The sequence below is a fragment of the Streptomyces sp. NPDC020845 genome (assembly GCF_044334165.1).
Lineage (GTDB): Bacteria > Actinomycetota > Actinomycetes > Streptomycetales > Streptomycetaceae > Streptomyces.
In genome coordinates this window covers 540,802-557,070 of record NZ_JBIRSJ010000007.1, presented here as the reverse complement: position 1 = coordinate 557,070, position 16,269 = coordinate 540,802, and the positions used below count along the sequence as shown (strand labels likewise).

Here is a 16,269-nt window from a genome sequence, read left to right as displayed (position 1 = left end):
TCTTCATCCCCCCCCCCCCCTGGGGTGGGGGGGGGGGGGCGGGGGGGGGGGGCCGGGGGGGGGGGGGGGGGGGGGGGGGGGGGGGGGGGCGGGGGGGGGCCCCCCCCCCCCCCCCCCCCGACGCCGTCTCGGTGCACGCGTCTTGCCGCCCGCCTCCCCGGAGTACTCATACAGGCCGAAGCGGGTCCCGCTGAGGCATCTTCTTGTCCAGGACGACCAGTACCTGGCGGTCGGCCAGCAACGAACGGTACAACGCGGCGGCGGCCGCCGACCGCCTGAGACAACGCCACAGCACAGCCGTTTCAGTGGAAGTTCACCACCTCCGACCTGGACGATCTACTGGCCAGGATCAACCGGCACACCGCCGATCACCAGGAAGAATCCTCCGCCGAGCCAGCTACATGATCAGCCCCGGAGGACTTCCGGAGTCTCGATGTCCTTGTCCCGGTCGCTCATCGGCAATAAGCGCAGAATGGCGAACGTGTTGGTCACGGCGAGGTAGGCCAGGCGCAGCAGCACGGCGGACCATGATGTCGTGCGACTGGCAGCAGAGCTGCCCCCACTGGCGCAGAGATGCCCCAATGGGGGCGTTTATGCCACGAATCGCCGAAAGGCAGCGATCGCCCCCTGTTACCCCAGCGTAAATACCCCCCCCAGGTACTTGACGTCCCTCTGCAGTAAGGCGCACTCTCTGGATGCACCCCTAACCCTCAGATCAGCCGCAGCCCTCCACCCACCCCCACACGCGACCTGCCCGTCATCGAGGACGAGGCGGCTTCATGCCACCGCGTAATGGCCACGACTGCTGCGCACGAAGGACTGCGATCATGATCACCACTCTGACCTCCTCCCCATGCCGGCGGCTTGCGGCACTGCTCGTCTCCGGCGCGGTGTTGACCGCCGGCTGCTCGGCCGACTCCCCCGCCAACATCCTCGACAAGGCGCGCTCGAATGGCACCCTGAGAGTCGCACTCACCGAGGCGAACCCGCCGTGGAACTTCCTCGAAGACAACAAGCCCGTCGGTTATGACGTCGACGTGGCGCATGAGCTGGCCAAGCGGCTCGGCATCGACAAGGTCGAGTTCATCGGATCGGACTTCGGCAGCTTCATCGGCGGTGTGCAGGCCAATCGGTTCGACATCGTCATCTCGGGTCAGACGATCACCTCCGAGCGCAAGAAGCAGGTCGATTTCTCCCGTCCCTACGAGGTCAACGGCGTCTCGGTATTCGTGGGCAAGGGCAACACGTCCCTCACCGGCCTTTCCTCCCTGCGCGGAAAGCGCATCGCGGTGACGGAAGGCACCACCCAGGCCGAGTACGCCCGCACCAAGATCCCGGGCGCGCAGATCAAGACGTACAAGAACGCCACGCTCGCGCTGACGGACGTCGGGCAGGGCCGGGCCGACGCGGCACTCGTCTCGAAGTTCCAGGGCGCCTATCTCGCCGACAAGAACAACCTCAGTGTCAATGCCGCAGGAGCGTTGCTGGAGACCGAAGTCAACGGCATGACGTTCCGTAAAGGCCAGAAGGACTTCAAGCAGAAGGTCGACAAGGCCCTCAACGACATGATCGACGATGGCACTCTGTCGGCCATCTCGAGCCGCTGGCTCGGCGGCCTCGACATGGCCGAAGAGCTCCGCAATCTGCCCGCGCACCAAGCGGGCTGACGAAGAGGAGGAATCCGACCATGGACCTCATCGTCCAAAACTTCCCCGACCTCCTTAGAGCCATGGGCGTCACCCTTGAGCTCGGCGTGGTGTCGTTCGTCCTCGGATGCGCCCTCGGCCTGCTGGTGGGGCTGGCCAGGATCTCCCGGTTCCGGCTGCTGAAGGGGCTCGCCATCGTCTACGTGTCGCTGTTCCGGGGGACACCGCTGCTGATCCAGATCATGCTGGTCTACTACGGTCTCCCGCAGATCGGCATCATGATCGAGCCGATCCCGTCGGCGATTCTCGCGCTCACGGTGTACGCCGCCGCCTACCTCAGTGAGAACTTCCGCGCCGGCATCATCGCCGTCGACCGCGGACAGTGGGAGGCGGCCCACTCCATGGGCATGCCGTACTGGAAGATGCTCCGGCGGATCGTCGCGCCGCAGGCGGTGCGGGTCGCCATGCCTCCGATCGGCAGCCGGTTCATCGCGCTGATGAAGGACACCTCGCTGGCCTCCGCGGTCACCGTCGTCGAACTCACCAGGGTTGCGGAAAGCATCGGCAGCTCGACGTTCCGCTACATGGAGGCCCTTCTCGTGGCAGGTGCCGCTTATTGGCTGATCAACACCCTCCTGTCGGTGGGGCAGGGCGCTCTGGAGCGCCGGTTGGGGAAGGCGTACGCATGAACCAGACAGACCAGATAGACATACGCGGCCTGCACAAGCGGTTCGGCTCGCTCGAGGTGCTGAAGGGCGTCGATCTCACCGTGGCCCGCGGGGAGGTGGTCGTGGTGATGGGGCCCTCGGGCTCCGGCAAGACCACGCTCATCCGCTGCATGAACCTGCTGGAGGAGCCCGACGCCGGCACGGTGGCCATCTGCGGCTGCTCCGTGGAATGCGGCGGCGCGATGCGCAGGCAGGAGCGCATCCGGCAGGTGCGGATGATCCGGCACCGTACAGCAATGGTGTTTCAGCAGTTCAACCTGTTCCCGCACATGACCGCCCTGGGCAATGTCGTCGAAGGACCGCTCTGCGTGCGGCGCATGCCCAAGGACGCCGCCGTGGCGCTGGGCAGGGAACTGCTCGACCGCGTCGGCCTCGCCGACAAGGCGGCCGAGTACCCCTCACGGCTGTCCGGCGGCCAGAAGCAGCGGGTCGCCATCGCACGTGCGCTGGCCATGGAACCGGAGGTCGTCCTCTTCGACGAGCCGACCTCGGCACTCGACCCCGAGCTGCACGCGGAGGTCCTGGAAGTGATGCGCGAACTCGCACACGACGGCATGACCATGGTCGTCGTCACACACGAAGTGGAGTTCGCCCGGGAGGTGGCCGACCGGGTCGTCTTCATGGACGGCGGCATCGTCCTCGAATCCGGGCCGCCACAAGATTTCCTGAACCATCCGGTCCACCCTCGCGCGAAGGCGTTCCTGCGCCTCGTCGCGCACGATGTGCCTGGCCCGGAGACCGGGGAGGAAAGGCCACAGAAGCCAGCACGGTGGGAGCAAGCGAGTTGACGGCGACACAAAGCGCAGGGCAGGCGGCGTTGTACAGGGACTACTCGCCGGAGGACGTCGCCCGGGCGCGCGCCGACACCCCGGGGTGCACCAAGGTGGCGCACTTCAACAACGCGGGCGCCGCACTGATGCCCCAGCAGGTCATCGACGCTGCCACCCGCCACCTGTACTTGGAAGCGGACATGGGCGGCTACGAGGCGGCCGCCCATGCCTCCGAGAACATCGAGGCGGTGTACGACTCCGCAGCGCGGCTCCTCGGCTGTGACCGCGACGAGATCGCACTGGTCGACAATGCCACCCGCGCCTGGGACATGGCCTTCTACGGCATCCCGTTCCGCCGCGGAGACCGCGTCCTCACCAGCATGGCCGAGTACGGCAGCAACTTCATCGCGTATCTGCAGGTCGCCGAGCGGTACGGGGTCCAGGTCGATGTCATCCCCAATGACGAGTACGGACAGATATCGCTCGACGCCCTGCGGGCAGCAGTGGACGAGCGGGTCCGGGTCATCTCGGTCACCCATGTCCCCACCAACGGGGGCCTGGTGAATCCCGCGGCCGAGGTCGGCAAGATCGCCCGTGCGGCGGGGGCTCTGTACCTTATCGACGCCTGCCAGTCGGTGGGGCAACTCGTCGTCGATGTGGAAGAGGTCGGCTGCGACCTGCTCTCCACGACCGGCCGCAAGTATCTGCGCGGACCACGAGGGACAGGGCTGCTCTATGTGCGCAGGGCCGTGCTCGACCAGCTCGTCCCGCCGGTTCTCGACCTGCATGCCGCCACCTGGACGGCGCGTGACCGATACGAAATGCGCCCGGACGCACGCAGGTTCGAGACCTGGGAGGTCAACTACGCTGCTCAGCTCGGCCTTGGCGCCGCCATCGACTACGCCCTCGCCTGGGGTCTGCCACGGATCCAGAGGCGCGTCGCCGCACTCGCGGAGGCTCTGCGAGGGCAGCTCGCGGAGATCCCCGGCGTGCGTGCCAGGGATCTGGGTGTCCAGCGCTGCGGCATCACCACATTCACAGTGGACGGCGGCGACGCGGCTCGGGTGAAGTCGTCCCTGGCCGAACAGGGAATCAACATCAGCGTGTCGCGCACGGCCTCCACCCGCCTGGACATGGACGAGCGCGGCCTCAGGGAGCTCCTCAGGGCATCGGTCCACTACTACAACACCGAGGAGGAGATCAGCGCCCTGGTCCGGGCGGTCCGCACCTTTACCTGATCAAGGCTGCCGCCGAGCCTGCGGTCGGGTGATCTTCCGGTGGCCGCGGCATGAAGGCAGGGCCTCCAGGTAGCTGGGTGCGAACCCGCACCAAGCACCAGGAGGCCCTGATTCGCGGGACGAACGCCTCAGGAGGCCCGGACCTCGACGTCTCAACAACAGAGCGGCGGCGTCCCGCGTCGCCGTGGCCCCCACCGTGAAGCGAGGGGCTGGCGTCCGTGGGCGCCGGACCGGGGTGCCGGTCCCGCGGGCGATGCGTGCGTTGGAGCGGCCCCGCGCCGCGAGGAGCACGACCTGCGCGCGGATCCGGGCCCGGTGGGGAGGCGCTTGACAGCGATAAGTGGCAGGTGTGGAAGGACGGCCGCACCACGGGGAACGACACGCCGTTGCCGCCGCCCGCACCGATCCATGTAGGTCCATCCTCGTAACCCCGCCACTACGCAAAAGGGACCTCGACGAGACCGGAGCCGGACCCGGAGGCGGGTCGGCAGCCCGGTACGCCCCTGAGCGCGTACCCGCCGCTGTCCTGGCGGCGGGTGTCCGCCGAGGGCCCGGTGTCGGGCGCGGATCTGTCAGCGGACGTAGTTCTTCAGGATGTCCGTGTCGAGGGTGATGCCGACCGGCTCGGGGAGCGCGACCTGCTCGCCGAAGGGCGCCTGGTGGATGTCGAGGTACCAGCCGCGCTTCGGGTCGGGGTTGGTGTGCACGATGACCACGCAGGCATCGCGGGTCCACGAGGAGGTAGACAGGGATGTCCGCAGCAGCGTAAGCGGCCGGTTTCTCCTGCCGGTCGCGGCGGTCGGTGTCCCAGTCGTACGACGTGACCTCGACGGTCATCAGGACCCCATCTGGGTTTCTCCCCCATCCGTCCGTTGATGAACTCCAACCTGACGGTTTCGGGTGCGGTAGAGGCGAGCTTCTCAAAGGCCTCCACCAGCGTGTAAGACGTGCACTCAGCCACAACCGTCATGTTGCCCCCTTTCCTGGAGGACGCCAGTGTCCCCGGGCACCGGCCCCGCTGGGGCACGGTCTGTAGCGGATCGCCTCAATAGGTGACGGACCAGGGCACCGCCCGCGTACGGGTGAACTCGTGCACCGACGGACGTGGTGCCGCTGCGGCGGGGGAGAAGTCGGGTCACCGTGAGAACGGGCCGCTGCTGTCCCGAAGGCGCCGTAAGACGTCACATGACGAGACCTGATCACGAAGGGCCAGGAGAAGCATATGGAAATGCCCGCTGTGGACGAGTGCGAGGTGTGGGACTGCGCTTACAACAGGGACGGCGGCTGCCATGCGCTGGCGATCACGGTCGGCGATCCACCACGCGCTCAGTGCGACACGTATTTCAACGCCCTGCACAAGGGCGGCGATCCCTCCGCGGTCGGCCATGTCGGTGCCTGCAAGATGGCCGACTGTCGGCACAACGTCGACTTCGAGTGTCAGGCTCCCGGCATCTCGGTGGGCGCCGAGAAGAACGCGGCGCACTGCCTGACGTACACCACGGGTTAGCCATCAGTGCCGTGCGGGCGACGTTCGGGCTGGGGCGGATCGCAGGGGTCCGGGTCGGGGTGCACTGGAGCGTACTGCTCATCTTCGCCATCATCGCGTTCGGCCTCGCGGAGGGCCGCCTTCCGGCGGTGTACCCAGGACATCCATGGGTGGCGTACTGGGCGGTCGGGCTGTTGGCCGCCGTGGTCTTCTTGGCCTCGCTCCTCGCGCATGAACTGGCGCACGCCGTGCTGGCCCGGCGCAATGGCATCGATGTCGACGACATCGTGCTGTGGCTGCTCGGCGGGGTGGCCAGGATCAAGACGGAGGCGCCGAACCCGGCGGCCGAGCTGCGGATCGCGGGCATCGGGCCGCTGGTGAGCCTGGCTCTGGGAGGGCTGTTCACGCTGGTCGCGTGGTTGCTCAAGGTGGCGTCCGCGCCGGGACTGGTGGTCGAGGCGGTGGCGTGGCTCGCGGGGATCAACATTCTGCTGGCGATCTTCAACGCCATCCCCGCCGCTCCACTCGACGGTGGCCGGCTGCTGCGCGCCTTCCTGTGGTGGCGTACGGGAGACCGGTTGCGCGCGACCACCGGGGCGACCGCGGCGGGCCGCGTCTTCGGCTGGTTCCTGGTGGTGCTGGGCCTGCTGCTCTTCCTGCGCGGGGTCGTCTTCAGCGGGCTGTGGCTGGTCCTGATCGGCTGGTTCCTCGTCGGGGTCGCCACGGCGGAAGGGCGGCAGGCACAGCTGCGCGGGGTGCTAGCCGGTGTTCCGGTGCGGCACGCCATGACACCGGACCCGGTCACCGCGGCCGGGGACCTCACCGTGGCGGATTTCCTGGCCGGCCCGTCCTACCGCTACCGGCATTCGGCGTTCCCGGTGGTCGACGCCAGGGGGACTCCGGCCGGCCTGGTGACCCTGGACGCGGCGAGGCGCGTGCCGGAGGCGCTGCGGGACACAGTGTCGATGCGGAAGATCATGCTGCCGCTGTCGCAGGTCACGGTCGTAGGGCCGGACGACCCGCTGGCGGATCTGCTGCCGCGTATGGAACCCGGTGCCGAGCACCGGGTCCTGGTGGTCGACCGAGACCGGCTCGTCGGGATCGTCTCGGCGTCCGACATCAGCCGTACGGTGACATGGCTGATGACGACGAGAGCGGAGACGCCCGGCCGCCGGCGTCGGTAGCGGGCACGACCTGGATCAAGGCCCACCTCCCGGGCTGGAACTCGACCTCCAGCTCCTTCGGCACGGCACGGGGCTCTCCTCGCTGGTCGGCGTGTTTCGCGACGACGGCTACGTACGGGATGTCCGGTGCATGCTGGACCGCCAGCGGCATCGCATCCGGCAACTCGGTGAACGTGGCGACTTCCCCCGTCGGCGGCTCGGGCAGTTCCTCCGCCAGCAGCAGTTGACCATGGCTCGCGAAGATGGCCTGCCCGTGCCGCCCGGGGAGGTCGCGGTCGGTGCCCACCGATCCGGCGACGGCGGCCAGGGTGGCGGCGTCGGTGCCCTGTGCGGCCAGGGTGTCCTGCAGGTGCCGCCGGCGCAGCCCGATGGCCTTGTCCGGATCGTCGATGTCGCGTGAGGTGTCCAGGTAGGCGCAGGCGACGGGAGCCGGCCGTGCGTAGAGCTTCTCGAGAAATGTCAGCTTCACGGGCCGCTCCTGTGTGGAGAGTCTTCCGGCGGACCATGCCTGTCGTTTCCAGTAGACCCTCGGGCCTCGGTCCCCGCACGCGGTCCGGCATACGAAAAGGGCCCCTCGGAAAACCGAGGAGCCCCACGTCAGCTCTTGATCACGAGTGCGCCGCCAGGGACTCGAACCCCGGACCCGCTGATTAAGAGTCAGCTGCTCTAACCAACTGAGCTAGCGGCGCCTGCTGACGTCGTAAATACTACCCGCCCTGGAGGGGTGGTCCTGACCGCCCAGCTCGCGGCCCCTCAGATCGTGAGGGACAGCAGCACCGGCGCCGCCTCCCGGTTCAGGGTGTACGCGGCCTGGCGCAGGCGGTGGGCGTGCTCCAGGGGGAGGGAGAGGGCCAGACAGCCGGCGGCGCGGCCGGCGGTTATGGGGACGGCGGCGCAGACGGTGCCGACGGCGTATTCCTGCAGGTCGAGGACGGGGACCGTGGCGGGTTGGCTCTCCAGTTTGCGGAAGAGGACCTTTTCGTTGGTCGTGGTGCGGGAGGTGAACCGCACGGTCTTGTGGCGGGAGAAATGGTCGCGGCGGCCGTCATGGTCGAGCTGGGTCAGCAGGCACTTGCCGACGGCAAGGGCGTGGGCCGCGGAGCGGAAGTCGACCCACTCGTTGACCTTGGGGGTGTGGGGGCTGTCGGCGTACTGGGTGATCCGGACCTCGCCGTCGATATAGCGGCTGAGGTAGATCGCCGCGCCGACCGAGTCGCGCAGGGCGGCGAGCGACTTCTGGAGCTTGTGCTCGACCGCGGTCTGGCGGTCGGGGCCTGCGGAACCCAGGAGGGACAGGGAGGTGCCGGCGACATAGGCCCCGTCGGCGACCTGCTCCACATAGCCCTCGCGGCGCAGCATCCGCAGCAGCTGGGCGAGGTGCGCGGGTGGGAGGCCGGTTTCGCGGGCGATGCCGGCGTCGGTCACGCCGTTGGTGTGGTGGGAGACGACTTCGAGGACCCGGAGGGCGTGCCGTACCGAGTGGAACGGCGCGGTCGACTCGGGCTTGAGCGCCACGGTTTCCCCCCTAGCAGGTTGTGACCGCTTGCGTCGGCGCCGTCGCCGCAGGTCATGGCCATAGGGTCAGCACCTTAGGACACCGAATGGCAGCTTTACGCGGCGCGGCTTCGTACCACGATAGCCGCCAAGCGGGCGATTCGGTGCGGGTGTTGAGCATATTGATGGTGTGCGACGGGCCCGCTCAGCAGCGGTGCGCCACCCTGGCATATGCCATAGGCATGCTCTGTGGGAGGCGGACCGGCGGGGCTGCCGGTCCGCCGCCATCGCGCCCGCTAGAGCACGGCGCTCAGGAATTCCCGAGTACGCTCGTGCTCCGGCTCGGTGAAGATCTTCTCCGGCGGCCCGGCCTCGATCACCCGGCCCGAGTCGAACATCAACACCTCGTCGGAGATGTCCCGGGCGAAGTTCATCTCATGCGTGACGCACAGCATCGTGATGTCCGTCGTGTGAGCGATATCACGCAGTACGTCCAGCACCCCGGCCACCAGCTCCGGGTCGAGCGCCGAGGTCACCTCGTCGAGCAGCATCACCCGCGGCCGCATCGCCAGCGCCCGCGCGATCGCCACCCGCTGCTGCTGCCCGCCCGACAGCTGTGTCGGGTAGGCGTCGCACTTGTCGCCGAGCCCGACCAGGTCCAGCAGCTCGCGGGCCCGCTCCTCGGCCTCGTCCTTGCTCAGGCCCAGCACATGGACCGGGGCCTCGGTGATGTTCCGCAGCACCCGCATGTTCGGGAAGAGGTTGAACTGCTGGAAGACCATCCCGATCTTCTTGCGCACCTCGCGGGTGTGCTTCTCGCTCGCCTCGACCAGCTTCCCGCCGCGGTTCTCATGGGTGAGACATTCGCCGTCGACCTGGATCTTGCCCTGGTCCGGTTTGATCAGCGTCATCAGCAGCCGCAGGATCGTGGTCTTGCCGGACCCGGACGGGCCTATGAGGGTCACATGCTTCCCGGAGGACACCGAGAAGTCGAGGTCGTCGAGGACCGTGTTGTCGCCGAAGCGCTTGGTCACCCGGTCGAATCGGATCAGTTCACTGCCGTCCACGGCAGGGTTCTTGTGCTCGGTTTCAGTGGCCAAGGCGACGCTCCAGGGCTCGCATGAGAAGGGATGCCGGATAGGCGATGAGGATGAAGGCGATGCCGACCATCGTGTAGGGCTCGATGTACTCGAAGGACGTGGCGCCGTGCGCCCGTGCCTTCTGGAGCATGTCGACGACCCCGATGAGGGCGAGCATCGGCGAGTCCTTCAGCATCGCGATCACGTAGTTGCCGAGGGCCGGCACCACCCGGCGGATCGCCTGCGGCAGGATCACCGAGATCCAGGTGCGGCCGCGCGAGAGGCTGAGCGCGGTGCACGCCTCCCACTGGCCCTTGGGCACCCCGTCGATACCGGCCCGGTACACCTCGGCGGTGTACGTCGAGTAGTGCAGGCCGAGCGCGATCACCCCGGTGGTCAGCGCGGAGAACTTGATGTCCCAGGTCGGCAGCACGTAGTAGAAGAAGAACAACTGGACCAGCAGTGGGGTGTTGCGGATGAACTCCACCACCGCGGCCACCGGCCAGCGTACGAAGCGCGTCGGCGAGCGGAAGGCCAGCGCCCACACCAGGCCGAGCGCGAACGAGAGCACCGAGCCCAGGGCGGTCGCCTCGAGGGTGATCAGCAGCCCGTCGCCCAGCTCGGGGAGGAAGTCCTTGGCGACGTCCCAGTCCCAGTTCACTGGGCACCTCCTGCCGTGATCAGGTTGGTGGACTGCTCGGTCTCCTGGGCGGCGGACAGCTTCCGGGTCACCAGCGGGCCCTTCCTGCGCTGTTCCGGCGCCTGCCCGATGCCCGCCTTGGCGCGCCGCTCCAGCAGACGCATCAGCCGGGTGAGGACGAAGGCCAGCACGAAGTAGAGGGCGAGGATGATCGAGTAGATCTCCAGGCTGTCACCGGTCGCCAGCCGCGAGAGCTGGGCTGCGAAGGTGATGTCCGCGACGCTCACCGCGGAGACCAGCGCGGTCGCCTTCAGCAGCTCGATCAGAAGGTTGTTGAACGGCGGGATCATCTCGGGGATCGCCTGCGGCAGGATCACCCGCCGCATCCGCTGCGCGGGCGTGAAACTGAGCGCGATCGCCGCCTCGCGCTGCGCCGGGGCCACGGCGGCGATCGCGCCGCGCACGATCTCGGAGCCGTACGCGCCGTACGTCAGGCCCAGGGCGAGCACCGCCGCCCACATCGGCAGCAGCTGGAACTGGAACCCCAGCGGCATCACGAAGAACAGCCAGAACATCAGCACCAGGGCCGAGGTGCCCCGGAAGACCTCGACATAGAAGCCCGTGAGGAAGCGGACGATCCACAGCCTGGAGGTACGGGCGATGCCGACGCCGAAGGCGACGACGGTGGCGAAGAGCGCGCTGTAGAGGGTGAGCTGGATGGTGATCCAGACCCCCGGAAGGAGCCATTTCTCCCACAGTCCGGACGTCATCGGCACAGCTCCTTGGCGGTCAGATCCGTCATCTCGGCCTTGGTGAAGCCGAACGGCCGGACGATGCGCAGGAGTTCGCCGCTCTTCTTCATCTTGTGCAGCTCGACGTTGAAGGCGTCCCGGAGCTTGGTCTCCTCCGGCCGGAAGGCGAAACCGCCCGCGCCGATGTCCGGTTTGCCGTCGAGCAGCGCCTGGAACGGCTCGGTCGCCTCGACCCGGCGGCCCCCGCTCTGCCGGATCACATTGCGCACCGTCACCGCCGTACCCGCGAAGGCGTCCGCGCGGCCCTGCTCGACCGCGAGCAGCCCGGCCAGCTGGTCGGGGAGCACCATGATGTCGCTCTCCTTCACCCCGGCGTTGACCGCGTAGCCGATCTGGGCGTACGCGGAGCCGCTGGCGAGCTTCGCCCCCGATTTGGCGAAATCCTCGTACTTGTGCAGGTTTTTGGGGTTGCCCTTGCGTACGATGAACGAGTCACGGACGCGGTAGTCGGGGTCCGAGAAGATCACCTGCTGGCAGCGGTCCGGATTGATGTACATACCGGCGGAGACCACGTCGAATTGCTGCGAGCGCAGCCCCGGTATCAGCGACGCGAACTCGGTCGGAACCGGCTGGACATGTGCCACCCCCAGCCGTTTGAAGATCACCTTCGCGATTTCCGGCGCCTCGCCGGTGAAGTCGCCGTTCTTGTCGATGTAGCCGAACGGGATCTCACCCGCGATACCCAGGCGTACCGTCCCCTGCGACCGCAGGCGACTCAGCAGGTTTCCCCCGTCCTTGGAATCGGCGCTGGACACCCGGCTACAGGCCGTGGCGCCCAGCAGACCCATGGCCGCCCCGCCCGCCAGAAGCGCGCGGCGGTTCAGCCGTCTTCCGCTGATGTCCTTGTGTATCCCTCGTGGTGGAGCCATGGGCGCGCGGCTACCCGACCGCGCGGAATATATGCAGATCCTTTTCGGCCCTTGACGCTTGGCCGGTCTGGGTAGGGGCTCCCGGCAACTGGTCCGGAAACGAGTGGGAGGAATGTCATGGCTGACCGGTTTATCGAGGTTTCGCTCGCTAAGCGGGGCGTGAGCTGTACGGCGAAACTCCTCGACGACCGCGCGCCCATCACCTGTGAGGCGGTGTGGAACGCGCTGCCTCTGGGCGGCGACGTCTACCACGCCAAGTACGCGCGCAACGAGATCTACGCGCTGCTGCCTCCCTTCGCCCCTGAGGAGCCGCCCCTGGAGAACCCGACCATCACCCCCATCCCCGGCGACCTGTGCTACTTCAGCTTCACCGACACCCAGCTGGGCACCGCCTCCTACGGCTATGAGCAGCAGGCCAAGCACCAGGGGCAGCAGCGGGTCGTCGACCTCGCGCTCTTCTACGAGCGCAACAACCTGCTGATCAACGGCGACGCGGGGTGGGTGCCGGGCATCGTCTGGGGCGCGGTCGTCGACGGCCTCGACCGGATGGCCGACGCCTGCCAGGACCTGTGGCGGGCCGGGGCGCTGGGGGAGACGCTGAGCTTCCGGCGGGCGTAGGCGGCCCGTCTCGTCCCATCCGGGCTGTGCGGCCCGGGTGGGACGGGACGGCTGGGGTCGCCGTCGTCAGCCGGCCCTCGTCGTCAGTCGGTCGGCGGGGCGTCCTAAGCCGTCCGTCGTCAGCCGAACACCCTCGTCAGCCAGCCATTGTCGGCGGCCTGACGCCGTCCGCGAGACCCGCCTCGTACAGCGCGTGCGCCGCCCGCAGCACCACCGCGTCCGCGTGGCGGGCGGCCACCAGCTGCACCCCGATCGGCAGCCCGTCGGCGGACAGCCCGCAGGGCAGGCTCGCCGCGGGCTGCTGGGTCATGTTGAAGGGGTAGGTGAAGGGCGTCCAGCCCGTCCACCGCGTGTGATCGGACCCCTTCGGCACCTCGACCCCCGACTCGAAGGCGGTGATCGGCAGCGTCGGGGTGACCAGCAGGTCGTACGCGGAGTGGAACCGGCCCATGGCCTTTCCGAGCGCCATACGCACATCCACGGCGGCCAGATAGTCCAGCGCGCTGTACGCGGCACCCTGGGCGCAGATCTCGCGCAGCCCCGGGTCCAGCAGCTCCCACTTGTCCTGCCCGAGCGGCTGCACCACCCGCGCCGCCCCGCTGAACCACAGCGTGTGGAACGCCTCGACCGGGTCCTCTATCCCCGGATCGATCTCCTCCACGGACGCGCCGAGGTCCGCCAGCAGGTCCACCGCCCGCCGTACCGCCGCCGCCACCTCCGGATCGACCGCCGCGGACCCGCCGAGCGCGGGGCTGTAGGCGACGCGCAGCCCGTCCACGCCGCCCCCGCCCGCCGTGATCGCCTCTTGGAAGCTGCCTTCCGGGGGCGCGAGCTGGGACCAGTCGCGCCAGTCCGCGCCGGAGATCACATCCATCAGCAGAGCCGAGTCGGCCGCGTCGCGGGTCATCGGACCCACATGAGCGAGCGTTCCGAACGCGCTCGCCGGATACAGCGGAACCCTCCCATAGGTGGGTTTCAACGCGAAGATGCCGCAGAAGGACGCCGGGATACGCACCGAACCGCCGCCGTCCGTCCCCAGGCTCAACGGCCCCGCGCCCAGCGCCACCGCGGCGGCGCTGCCCCCGCTGGAGCCGCCCGCGGTGCGCCGCGGGTCGTACGGGTTGCCGGTCACCCCGTACACCGGGCTGTCCGTGACGCCCTTCCAGCCGAACTCCGGGGTCGTCGTCTTGCCCAGGAACACCGCGCCGTGCTCGCGCAGCCGGGCCACCGAGGGCGCGTCCTCGTCCCACGCCTGGCCGTCGGCCGCGACGGTCAGCGAGCCGCGCAGCGTGGGGCCGCCGCGCTGCAACAGGATGTCCTTCACGGACACCGGCACCCCGTCCACCAGACCGGCGGGTTCGCCGCGCCGCCACCGCTCGGCCGACTCCTCGGCCTGACGCAGCGCGGCCTCCGCGTCTACCCGGCTGAACGCGTTGACCTCTGGCTGGATCTGTTCGATCCGGTCCAGTGCGGCGCGGGTCGCCTCGACGGGGGAGAGGTCGCCGGAGGCGTACCGCTCGAGGAGTTGAACGGCTGTCAGATCGTGGATATCGGTCATCCACCCTCTCCTTCTAGTCGACCGGTACGTATCCCAGGCGCTTGTCGACCACGTTGAGCAGCGGTTCTCCCGCGGCCCAGCGGTCGTAGTTGTCCTGGAACTGCTCGGCGAGCTGGTCCCGCCAGCCGACCGTGTCGCCGCTCATATGGGGCGAGACGAACAGCCCCGGAACGTCCCACAGGGGGTCGTCGGCGGCCAGCGGCTCATGCTCGAACACATCCAGCACCGCGCCCGCGATATGCCGCGCGACCAGCGCCGCCACCAGGTCGTCCTGGACAACCAGCGGACCGCGCCCCACATTGATGAACACGGCGCTCGACTTCATCCGGGCGAAGGCTTCCCGCCCGAACATGCCGCGTGTGCCGTCGGTCAGCGGTGCCGCGCAGACCACCCAGTCGGCCTCCGACAGCAGCCCGTTCAGCTCGTCGGCGCCGCGCACGCCCGCGCGCGCCGTACGCCCCACCAGATCGACCACGATGCCGAGTGCGGCCAGCGTATGGCCGATGGCCCGCCCGATCGGGCCGGCGCCGATGACGACCGCACGGGTCCCGGCGAGCCGCATCGTCTCGCGGTGGCGCCAGCGGCGCTGCCGCTGGAGCTCCCAACTTCCGTAGAAGTCCTTGGCCATGGCGATGACGATCCCCGCGACATATTCGGCGATCGGCTGTTCGAAGACGCCCCGGGCGTTGGTCAACACCGTTTCGGATTCGATCAGTTCAGGACACATCAGCTGGTCCACGCCCGCGCTCGCGGTGTGGACCCAGCGCGGCCTGGGCCCGCTGCCGGGCCAGGCGGCGCGAACCGCGTCGGAGGTGAAGTCCCAGACGAGCAGGGCGTCGGCGACGGGGAGCAGTTCGGGCAGCGAGGACTCGTCGCACACAAGGATCTTGGCGCGGCCGGCCAGCCGGTCGAGACGGACGGGAGGGTCGTCGCCGAAGACGACCACAGTGCTTTCGGTCATGGGCGAGAAACCGTTTCGAAACGTAGGTGCGCTTGGCTGTCGAGGGTGTCGGGAAGTCGCCTCAGAGCGAGGATTGACCACGCTAGGCAGCGGAAACTACCGTCGTCAATAACGGCATCGCTCCGGCTTCTGTCCCGACGTCCCGGCATTAGGCCGGCTCTTTCCCTCTGGCCAATGGTCCAGCCCTCCGTTGTGTATTGGGGCTCGCTCATGGACGTCTCTTTTCTGGGTGGCCCACAGCCGCAGCGCGGCGTGGGCGTCGTAGCACCATTCGATTTCGCACTCGATCGTGAGCTGTGGCGCTGGGTGCCCGATGAGGTCTCCTTGCATCTGACGCGCACTCCGTTCGTTCCGGTCGAGGTGAGCCTCGATCTGGCGCGGCTCGTCAGCGAGCATGAAACTCTGCACGATGCGGTGCGCGCCCTGTGCGCGATCGCGCCCGAGGTGGTGGCGTACGCCTGCACTTCGGGCAGCTTCGTCGGCGGCGTCGCCGGTGAGCGCGCCATGTGCGCGGCGATGACGCAGGCGGGCGAGTTGCCGTCGCTCACCACGTCGGGGGCGCTGCTCGACGCGCTGCGGGAGATCGGCGCCCGGCGCATCGCCGTGGTGACGCCCTATACGAAGTCGGTGACCGACTCCCTGGAGGAGTACCTGGGCGAGGCCGGGATCACCGTGACCGGGCGGGCGTACCTGGGGCTGACCAGGCACATCTGGAGGGTGCCCTACCGCGACGTGGTCGACATGGCGCGGCAGGCGGTGGTCGGCGCGGCCGACGCGCTCTTCATCAGCTGCACCAACCTCCCCACGTACGACGTGATCCCGCAGTTGGAGGCCGAGCTGCGGATGCCCGTGCTCTCGGCGAACCAGGTGACGATGTGGGCGGCGCTGCGGGCGGTCGGCGAACGGGCGGTCGGGCCGTACCAGGCCCTGCTGGACCCGGCGGCGCGGCGCGGCCCGGCGGGGATGTCGGGTCCGGCTGGGCTGGCCGACTCGGCCGGTGCGGCTGATACGTCGGGGTTGGCGAGTACGTCGGGGTTGGCGAGTACGTCGGGGCTGGCGGGTCCTGGCGGTCCGGTCGTCGATCCGGTGGAAGCCGCCGCGGGGGCGATGGATCACCTGGTCGGGCCGGTGGAGCCGGTGGTGATTCCCTCCGTGCCGCTGACTGATCCCGCCCCGTCCTTGCCGC

The 16,269-nt window shown here is 68.7% G+C and carries 15 protein-coding genes, 1 tRNA gene and 2 pseudogenes; 8 read left to right on the top strand and 10 right to left on the bottom strand.

Annotated features, from left to right (window positions below; translation table 11 throughout):
* The first annotated feature begins 827 nt into the window (after positions 1–827).
* Genes ACH4U7_RS21000 through ACH4U7_RS20985 form a run of 4 tightly spaced genes read left to right on the top strand, consistent with a single transcriptional unit; the run spans position 828 to position 4,382 of the window.
* Entirely contained in the window at positions 828–1,667 is an 840-nt protein-coding gene (locus ACH4U7_RS21000; RefSeq protein ID WP_398529362.1) for a transporter substrate-binding domain-containing protein, read from the top strand.
* Between the two features lie 20 nt (positions 1,668–1,687).
* The gene (locus ACH4U7_RS20995; RefSeq protein WP_385620222.1) at positions 1,688–2,335 is read left to right on the top strand and encodes an amino acid ABC transporter permease; all 648 of its coding nucleotides are present in this window, start codon (positions 1,688–1,690) and stop codon (positions 2,333–2,335) included.
* Positions 2,332–3,162, top strand: coding sequence for an amino acid ABC transporter ATP-binding protein (locus ACH4U7_RS20990; protein WP_385620219.1), 831 nt, complete (start codon positions 2,332–2,334; stop codon positions 3,160–3,162). The genes ACH4U7_RS20995 and ACH4U7_RS20990 overlap by 4 nt, the downstream gene beginning before the upstream one ends.
* Positions 3,159–4,382, top strand: a complete 1,224-nt coding sequence (locus ACH4U7_RS20985) for an aminotransferase class V-fold PLP-dependent enzyme (RefSeq protein WP_385620217.1) — start codon at positions 3,159–3,161, stop codon at positions 4,380–4,382. The genes ACH4U7_RS20990 and ACH4U7_RS20985 overlap by 4 nt, the downstream gene beginning before the upstream one ends.
* Before the next feature lie 572 nt (positions 4,383–4,954).
* On the opposite strand, the pseudogene ACH4U7_RS20980 reads toward ACH4U7_RS20985, so the two are convergent.
* A pseudogene (locus ACH4U7_RS20980) lies at positions 4,955–5,352 on the bottom strand (Uma2 family endonuclease).
* Positions 5,353–5,604: 252 nt separating this feature from the next.
* Between ACH4U7_RS20980 and ACH4U7_RS20975 the strand changes: the two are divergent.
* Together ACH4U7_RS20975 and ACH4U7_RS20970 are read left to right on the top strand one after the other, a co-directional pair.
* Positions 5,605–5,889 carry a DUF1540 domain-containing protein gene (locus ACH4U7_RS20975; protein WP_398529361.1) on the top strand — a complete coding sequence of 95 codons (285 nt, stop codon included), beginning with the start codon at positions 5,605–5,607 and terminating at the stop codon, positions 5,887–5,889.
* 11 nt (positions 5,890–5,900) lie between these two features.
* The gene (locus tag ACH4U7_RS20970; RefSeq protein WP_398529360.1) at positions 5,901–7,052 is read left to right on the top strand and encodes a site-2 protease family protein; all 1,152 of its coding nucleotides are present in this window, start codon (positions 5,901–5,903) and stop codon (positions 7,050–7,052) included.
* On the opposite strand, the gene ACH4U7_RS20965 is transcribed toward ACH4U7_RS20970, so the two are convergent.
* From ACH4U7_RS20965 to ehuB, 7 genes are all read right to left on the bottom strand, one after another.
* Complete coding sequence (locus ACH4U7_RS20965; RefSeq protein WP_398529359.1) at positions 6,988–7,521, bottom strand: hypothetical protein; 534 nt, start codon at positions 7,519–7,521, stop codon at positions 6,988–6,990. The genes ACH4U7_RS20970 and ACH4U7_RS20965 overlap by 65 nt on opposite strands.
* A gap of 146 nt (positions 7,522–7,667) precedes the next feature.
* Positions 7,668–7,741, bottom strand: a tRNA-Lys gene (locus ACH4U7_RS20960).
* Positions 7,742–7,805: 64 nt separating this feature from the next.
* Complete coding sequence (locus ACH4U7_RS20955) at positions 7,806–8,567, bottom strand: IclR family transcriptional regulator (protein ID WP_398529358.1); 762 nt, start codon at positions 8,565–8,567, stop codon at positions 7,806–7,808.
* Between the two features lie 275 nt (positions 8,568–8,842).
* The gene (gene ehuA / locus ACH4U7_RS20950; RefSeq protein WP_398529428.1) at positions 8,843–9,613 is read right to left on the bottom strand and encodes an ectoine/hydroxyectoine ABC transporter ATP-binding protein EhuA; all 771 of its coding nucleotides are present in this window, start codon (positions 9,611–9,613) and stop codon (positions 8,843–8,845) included.
* 22 nt (positions 9,614–9,635) lie between these two features.
* Positions 9,636–10,286: an ectoine/hydroxyectoine ABC transporter permease subunit EhuD gene (gene ehuD / locus ACH4U7_RS20945; RefSeq protein WP_398529357.1), complete on the bottom strand. Its 651-nt coding sequence runs from the start codon at positions 10,284–10,286 to the stop codon at positions 9,636–9,638.
* On the bottom strand, positions 10,283–11,035 hold the full coding sequence (gene ehuC, locus ACH4U7_RS20940) for an ectoine/hydroxyectoine ABC transporter permease subunit EhuC (RefSeq protein WP_398529356.1): 753 nt from the start codon (positions 11,033–11,035) through the stop codon (positions 10,283–10,285). The genes ehuD and ehuC overlap by 4 nt, the downstream gene beginning before the upstream one ends.
* A complete protein-coding gene (gene ehuB, locus ACH4U7_RS20935) occupies positions 11,032–11,946 on the bottom strand; it encodes an ectoine/hydroxyectoine ABC transporter substrate-binding protein EhuB (RefSeq protein WP_398529355.1) in 915 nt (304 codons plus the stop codon). Before ehuB ends, ehuC begins: the two co-directional genes overlap by 4 nt.
* A 117-nt stretch (positions 11,947–12,063) precedes the next feature.
* Between ehuB and ACH4U7_RS20930 the strand changes: the two genes are divergently transcribed.
* Complete coding sequence (locus ACH4U7_RS20930) at positions 12,064–12,564, top strand: DUF3830 family protein (RefSeq protein WP_043487537.1); 501 nt, start codon at positions 12,064–12,066, stop codon at positions 12,562–12,564.
* 136 nt (positions 12,565–12,700) lie between these two features.
* Here ACH4U7_RS20930 and ACH4U7_RS20925 read toward each other — a convergent pair whose 3' ends face one another.
* Together ACH4U7_RS20925 and ACH4U7_RS20920 are read right to left on the bottom strand one after the other, a co-directional pair.
* Positions 12,701–14,122, bottom strand: a complete 1,422-nt coding sequence (locus ACH4U7_RS20925) for an amidase (RefSeq protein WP_398529354.1) — start codon at positions 14,120–14,122, stop codon at positions 12,701–12,703.
* Positions 14,123–14,135: 13 nt separating this feature from the next.
* The gene (locus tag ACH4U7_RS20920; RefSeq protein WP_398529353.1) at positions 14,136–15,083 is read right to left on the bottom strand and encodes a D-2-hydroxyacid dehydrogenase; all 948 of its coding nucleotides are present in this window, start codon (positions 15,081–15,083) and stop codon (positions 14,136–14,138) included.
* Between the two features lie 210 nt (positions 15,084–15,293).
* Between ACH4U7_RS20920 and ACH4U7_RS20915 the strand changes: the two are divergent.
* Positions 15,294–16,062, top strand: a pseudogene (locus ACH4U7_RS20915) (decarboxylase); the annotation flags it as partial.
* Positions 16,063–16,269: the final 207 nt, after the last annotated feature.